The 7,034-nt window shown below is 56.0% G+C and carries 5 protein-coding genes and 1 tRNA gene; all 6 read left to right on the forward strand.

The genetic code is table 11. The annotated features are described in order from the left end of the window. Positions 1 to 131: 131 nt before the first annotated feature. Positions 132 to 701, forward strand: a complete 570-nt coding sequence (locus ACTG34_RS11815) for a cold-shock protein (protein ID WP_439105102.1) — start codon at positions 132 to 134, stop codon at positions 699 to 701. Then, complete coding sequence (locus ACTG34_RS11820) at positions 670 to 1,185, forward strand: DUF192 domain-containing protein (RefSeq protein WP_439105103.1); 516 nt, start codon at positions 670 to 672, stop codon at positions 1,183 to 1,185. Before ACTG34_RS11815 ends, ACTG34_RS11820 begins: the two co-directional genes overlap by 32 nt. A 187-nt stretch (positions 1,186 to 1,372) precedes the next feature. Beyond that, positions 1,373 to 1,449, forward strand: a tRNA-Pro gene (locus ACTG34_RS11825). Positions 1,450 to 2,321: 872 nt separating this feature from the next. Further along, positions 2,322 to 6,029 (forward strand): vitamin B12-dependent ribonucleotide reductase, encoded by a 3,708-nt coding sequence (locus tag ACTG34_RS11830; RefSeq protein ID WP_439105104.1) that lies wholly within the window; start codon positions 2,322 to 2,324, stop codon positions 6,027 to 6,029. A 20-nt stretch (positions 6,030 to 6,049) separates the two neighbouring features. After that, positions 6,050 to 6,310 carry a hypothetical protein gene (locus ACTG34_RS11835; RefSeq protein ID WP_439105105.1) on the forward strand — a complete coding sequence of 87 codons (261 nt, stop codon included), beginning with the start codon at positions 6,050 to 6,052 and terminating at the stop codon, positions 6,308 to 6,310. Between the two features lie 410 nt (positions 6,311 to 6,720). Next, positions 6,721 to 7,034, forward strand: a 314-nt coding sequence (locus tag ACTG34_RS11840) for a trigger factor family protein (protein WP_439105106.1), incomplete at its 3' end; no start/stop codon positions are given.

Consider the following 7,034-nt stretch of genomic DNA (forward strand, 5'->3'; position numbering starts at 1 on the left):
TGTTCTAAAAGACAGGTTTGCGTAGCTTGCATCGTGCGCCATTCTGTCTCAATTCTGATCTCGGGATGAGAGGGGACTTGTTGTGAGTGCCCATATGAATGGAGGGAGCGGCAACGCTCCTATGTGTATATATGACAGATGTTGACGAAGACCTGAGTGTGATCTCAGGTCATGTGAAGTGGTTTGACCCGGTTAGAGGGTTCGGATTTGTGGTGTCGGATGAAGGTGGATCCGACATTTTGCTCCATGCCAATGTGTTGCGCAATTTTGGACAAAGCTCGGTCGCCGATATGGCAAAGATCACGCTTTCGGTTCAAAAGACCGATCGTGGTGTACAAGCCGTCGAAGTGATTGAGATTACGCCTCCTGATTTGGGGGAGGGTCTGATCCTTGAGGATCTGGAGCCGATTGATGGCGAGACGGAAAATCTTCCGTTGGAGCCGGCACGCGTGAAATGGTTCGACAAGACCAAAGGGTTCGGATTTGCCAACGCGTTCGGACGCGCCGAAGATATCTTTGTGCACGTTGAGGTCTTGCGCCGCTCCGGTCTGGCTGATTTGATGCCAGGCGAAGCGGTTGGACTGCGCGTCATCGAAGGCCGACGTGGCCGTATGGCCGCACAGGTCACCGCATGGGATGTGGCGATGAAAGATGGTGTGGCGATCCAATATGATGAAAACATCCGCGAAATCGACGACTGATTTCATTCGCAATTGGGTGATTGCAGGGGCTGTGCTGTGCGTGGGGGGCTTTTATGCGTCTCATGCACAGGCGCAGCCTTGTTCGTTTGATCAGGCGGTTGTGTCGGGCGACTTTGGCACCGTGCGATTTGCGGTCGAAGTAGCCGATGATGCGGGCGAGCGCGCCCAAGGATTGATGTACCGCGAACAGATGCCGCGCTTTTCAGGGATGCTGTTTGTTTATGAGCGTCCCGGGCGTGCGGCGTTCTGGATGAAAAACACCCTTATTCCTTTGGACATGCTGTTTGTGGACGTGCGCGGCGTTGTCACGCGTATCCATGAGAATGCCGTGCCGTTGGATTTAACGGCGATCGAGGGTGGGGACGCGGTGTTTGCCGTGCTTGAGATCAACGGTGGACTGGCGGCGCAGCTTGGGTTGCAAGCGGGTGATACGCTGCGCCATCCTGCCTTTGGGCCAGACGCCGCCGTCCCCTGTGATCCGTGATCGCATTTTGACCAGTGTCGGCTTGCATCGCGGTGGATGCACCTTCACTCGACCTGACAAACGATGCGCAAAGCCTTGTAAATCTACGTTGTGCGCCCTGCGAATTGACTGCAAGTGCGGATAAACAAAAAAACCCGCAAAAAGGGCTTTTCATTGGCGCGAACAGGCTATAGGAAACGCGCACGGTCGGGGCGTGGCGCAGCCTGGTAGCGCACCTGTTTTGGGTACAGGGGGTCGGAAGTTCGAATCTTCTCGCCCCGACCACATTCACTTACATTTCTCGCATATCGCGATGACCAGTTTGCGGTGGTCGACTGCCTCGGGCGGTCGCGATGTTTGAGGGTGACGGCTTTCCTCTCTTTGATGTTTTAAGCAGGCCGAGGTGGCTCGTGCTTTTGCTTGCACACGCTTAAATTGATTCGAAGCAGCGTGATACGCCGCATGAGGCCTCCACAGCGTCGACTCACGCACTCGAAGGTGACATTTTTCCCTGTATAGTTGAGGTTAGGGCGTATTGTTGAGGGGTGCGCATAGGATTTGACCACTATATGTGGTGTTTGGTCGCTTTTCGAGCAGGTGCCGCTATGGCGCGCGAATTATTCCATACACGGGGTTTTAGGGTTATCCACATTGCCTTGTGTAACGTTTCAAATGCACCTGCGAAGTGGTCAGAAACAAAGACAAAAATCGAATGCGCAAACCTATCCGAATCGGCATGTCCTGTGGGTAAAATCGGTCAACTCAAAAACGGCTAACAAAACGTGAAATTTCCGTTGACCGAGGGCGTGAAAACGCTGCACATTGTGCGGGCCGAGTGGTTGGCTACTACATATAGTATTAACCGCGGTGAGGGACACGGGGCCGTCGAGGCCGATACTGCGACGCGCATAGATCTGTGCTGGGTAAGGTTTTAACGCCATTCCCCGCAAAAGCAGGCCAGCGAGTGACGGTATTCGGAGCACAGGACAGGCCTGCACATATAGTGATGATACGGAATCAATCGCCTCCAGTCGGGCGCCACGTTAATTTGCGTATTTTTGCTTTCCCCTCCCGCGCCGCACACTAGATGTAGATTTCAGGTCCACTAGGACGGCAAGTATTTATTGACGATACGCATGAGGGCGACAGGGCAGAAAATGAAAATAGATCGTAATTTCACCACGGCAGGCAAAGACGCATACGCGAACATCGCGTTCTCCATGACAACATCGGAGATCCGCAATCCCGATGGCACCATCGTCTTTAAACTCGACAACTGCGAAGTGCCCGAAACGTGGAGCCAAGTGGCCTCTGACGTGATCGCACAGAAGTATTTCCGCAAAGCAGGTGTTCCTGCGGCGACCAAAAAGGTGAAAGAGAAGGGCGTTCCTGCCTTCCTTCAGCGCTCCGTTCCCGACGAAGATGCGCTTGCCAAATTGCCCGAAGATCAGCGTTTCGTTGGTGAAACCTCCGCCAAACAAGTGTTCAACCGTCTCGCAGGCGCATGGGCGTACTGGGGTTGGAAAGGTGGCTATTTCACCTCCGAGGACGATGCGCGCGCCTATTATGACGAAATGCGGTTCATGCTCGCCCGTCAAATGGCCGCACCGAACTCGCCACAGTGGTTCAACACCGGCCTGCATTGGTCCTACGGCATCGATGGTCCTGGCCAAGGTCACTATTACGTCGACTTTGAAACCAAGGAATTGACCCGCTCGACCTCTGCCTATGAGCACCCACAGCCGCACGCCTGTTTCATTCAATCCGTAGCCGACGATCTCGTCGGCGATGGCGGCATCATGGACCTTTGGGTGCGTGAGGCGCGTTTGTTCAAATACGGCTCCGGCACAGGCACCAACTTCTCATCCTTGCGCGGTTCGAACGAGGCGCTGTCGGGTGGTGGTAAATCCTCCGGCCTGATGGGCTTCCTCAAAATCGGTGACCGCGCTGCGGGCGCGATCAAGTCGGGCGGCACCACGCGCCGTGCGGCCAAAATGGTCATCTGCGACATGGATCACCCCGATGTCGAAGAGTTCATCAACTGGAAAGTGATCGAAGAGCAAAAAGTGGCGTCCATCGTCGCGGGCTCGAAAATGCACGAACGTCAACTCAACGAGATCTTTGATGCCATCGGCACGTGGGATGGCAAAGAGGCGGACGCGTTTGATCCGGCCAAAAATACCGCCCTCAAAGGTGCGATCAAATCGGCCAAACAGGTCGCGATCCCCGAGACATACGTCAAGCGCGTGTTGGATTACGCAAAGCAGGGCTATTCCTCGATCGAGTTCCCGACGTATGACACCGATTGGGACAGCGAGGCCTACGCGTCTGTTTCCGGCCAGAACTCCAACAACTCCGTGCGCGTCACCGATGCATTCCTCAAAGCGGTCAAAGACGATAGCGATTGGGAATTGATCCGCCGCACCGATGGTAAAGTCGCCAAAACCGTCAAAGCCCGTGATTTGTGGCAGGACGTTGGTCACGCCGCATGGGCCTGTGCCGATCCGGGTATCCAGTTCCACGACACCGTCAACGCATGGCACACCTGCCCTGAGGATGGCCAGATCCGTGGCTCCAACCCGTGCTCCGAGTATATGTTCCTCGACGACACGGCCTGTAACCTTGCCTCTATGAACCTGCTGACCTTCCTCAAGGGCGGCGTGTTCGATGCAGACGAATACATGCATGCGACCCGTCTATGGACACTGACGCTTGAAATCTCCGTAATGATGGCGCAATTCCCGTCCAAAGAGATTGCGCAGCGCTCGTTCGATTTCCGCACGCTTGGTCTAGGCTATGCCAACATCGGCGGCTTGCTGATGAACCTCGGCTTTAGCTACGACAGTGACGAGGGCCGCGCTCTGACAGGGGCGTTGACCGCGATCATGACGGGTGTTTCCTATGCCACGTCCGCCGAGATTGCCGGTGAACTGGGCGCATTCGACAAGTTCGAAAAGAACCGCGAGCACATGCTGCGCGTCATTCGCAACCACCGCAATGCGGCCTACGGTAAAACCACGGGCTATGAGGGTCTGGACGTCAAGCCTGTCGCCCTTGATCACGCCAATTGCCCCGATGCGAAACTGGTCGATCTGGCCAAAACCGCTTGGGACGATGCGCTAGAGCTGGGTGAAAAGAACGGCTACCGCAACGCACAGGTCTCTGTGATTGCGCCAACCGGCACCATCGGTCTGGTTATGGATTGCGATACAACGGGCATCGAGCCTGACTTTGCACTCGTGAAATTTAAAAAGCTCGCGGGTGGCGGTTACTTCAAAATCATCAACCGTTCGGTTCCTGCCGCTCTTGAAAAGCAGGGCTATTCCAGCGCTGAAGTCGAAGAGATCGTCGCCTACGCAGTGGGCCACGGCTCCATCGGGAACGCACCAGGGATCAACCACACATCTTTGATTGGTCACGGCTTTGGTCAGGCACAGATTGAAAAGATTGAGGCCGCTTTGCCCTCCGCCTTTGATATCCGCTTTGTGTTCAACCAGTGGACGCTCGGCGAAGAGTTCTGCACAGGCACCCTTGGTATCCCTGCGGAAAAACTCAACGATCCGTCATTTGACTTGCTGCGCTCGCTTGGCTTCACCAAGAAAGATATCGAGTTGGCCAACGACCACGTGTGCGGCACCATGACCCTAGAGGGCGCGCCGCACCTCAAGAAAGAGCACTATTCGATCTTTGATTGTGCGAATGCTTGCGGCAAAAAAGGCACGCGGTATCTGTCGGTTGAAAGCCACATCACAATGATGGCTGCGGCGCAGTCGTTCTTGTCTGGTGCGATTTCCAAGACGGTGAACATGCCCAACAGCGCGACAATCGACGACTGTCTGGCGGCGTATGAGCTGTCTTGGTCGCTCGGTGTCAAAGCCAACGCATTGTACCGTGACGGTTCCAAATTGAGCCAGCCGCTTGCCACCGCTCTCATTGAGGACGACGACGAGGCCGAGGAAATCCTCGCCAACGGGTCAACCCACGAGAAAGCAACGGTTCTGGCCGAGAAGATCATCGAAAAGGTCATCATCAAAGAGGTCGCACGCGGCCGTGAAAAGATGCCGGATCGTCGCAAGGGCTACACTCAAAAAGCCAACGTTGGTGGACACAAAGTCTATCTGCGCACGGGCGAATACGAGGGTGGCGCACTTGGCGAGATCTTTATCGACATGCACAAAGAGGGTGCAGGGTTCCGCGCGATGATGAACAACTTCGCGATCGCGGTCTCTGTTGGTCTTCAGTACGGCGTGCCGCTTGAAGAATTCGTCGATGCCTTCACATTCACCAAGTTCGAACCTGCGGGCATGGTGCAAGGCAACGACAGCATCAAGAACGCCACCTCGATCCTCGACTACATCTTCCGTGAATTGGCTGTGTCCTATCTGGATCGCACCGATCTGGCGCATGTCAAACCGATGGGTCATGCGTTTGACGATCTGGGGCGCGGCGAAAACGAGGGCAAGTCCAACGTCTCGCAACCGTCCGAGGCGGCCTCGGCCAAATCGATCGAAGTGCTCAAGCAGATTTCCTCAACGGGCTACCTGCGCAAGCGTCTTCCACAAGAGTTGGTTGTGCTTCAACGCGGCGCGGGCGCCATGGCGTTTAGCGGTGCAGCCGATGCACAAGCGGCGCTGCAAACCTTGGTGCCTGAAGTGACAGCCTCCGCTGCGGCCTCGGTGTCCTCTGGCACGGCAATGTCGACTGGTACCGTGTCGACTGGCACCGTGTCGATGGACGCGCGGGTCAAGGCAAAGATGCAAGGCTACGAGGGTGATCCATGTGGCGAGTGCGGCAACTACACGCTCGTGCGCAACGGCACCTGCATGAAGTGCAACACATGTGGCGGCACCTCTGGCTGTAGCTAAGATTTAGGACGGAACAGACGATGGAATTGATTTTCGATATTGCGGGTCAGGATTGTGTGGCCGACCGTGTGCAAATGCGCGGCAACACGATCATGGCGGATTTTTCGAGTGAGGCGGCGGGGCCATTGGCTGCGGCGTTTGACGAGAGCCGCACCATCGTCCTTCGCGGTATGGCAAGCCTCGATGTGACCTATTCGGTGCAGACCTATTGCACCGATGCGGGCCATGGGTGTTCGGCCGTTTTCTCAGTCAACAGCTCCGCAGGGCGCGTGTTGCACTAAGCCAAGCAATGTCCCCTGACCGCGCGATATGTGGGCGGGGGGCGGTTCTCACGAACACGGTTCTGGAGCGGATGCGTTCGCTCTCGACGTGGATCAGGCCGCAGGCAATAAAATTACCGGGCGGTATCAATCATGAGCCTGATCAGCGAACCTTAGGGAGCCTCTCGAGGCTCCCTTTTTTAATGGGCGCGCGCCATTTATGTGAGGGTGACCCCGCGCGGCGATGCGTGGTGATCCATGCTCTTGGGCGCGGCTTTTGGGTGCCGCTTTCTTTTGTGGGGTGCGGGGGCGACATCGGGCGGATTGGACTTGCAAGAGGGGGGGCGACCCCCTAGAACGGCCAGTGATTTATCCGGACGGCCCTCGGGCGGTCTCAGTGAGACGTAATTAGACTTAAGAAGGACGCCAACATGCAGGTCACCGAGACCCTCAACGAAGGTCTGAAGCGCGGCTATCAGATCACCATCCCCGCATCCGAGCTTGACGCAAAAGTGCTCGCCAAACTCAAAGAAGCGCAGCCCGAGATCGAGATGAAGGGCTTTCGCAAAGGCAAAGTTCCGATGGCGATGCTCAAAAAGCAGCACGGCCCCCGTGTTCTTGGCGATGCGATGCAGGAAACTGTCGATGGTGCAATGACCGCGCATTTCGAGAAAACAGGTGACAAACCTGCCATGCAGCCAAACGTGGTCATGGAAGGTGGCGAAGAGTGGAAAGAGGGCGACGA

It is taken from the genome of Celeribacter marinus (genome assembly GCF_965656515.1).
GTDB classification, from domain to species: Bacteria; Pseudomonadota; Alphaproteobacteria; order Rhodobacterales; family Rhodobacteraceae; genus Celeribacter; species Celeribacter marinus_D.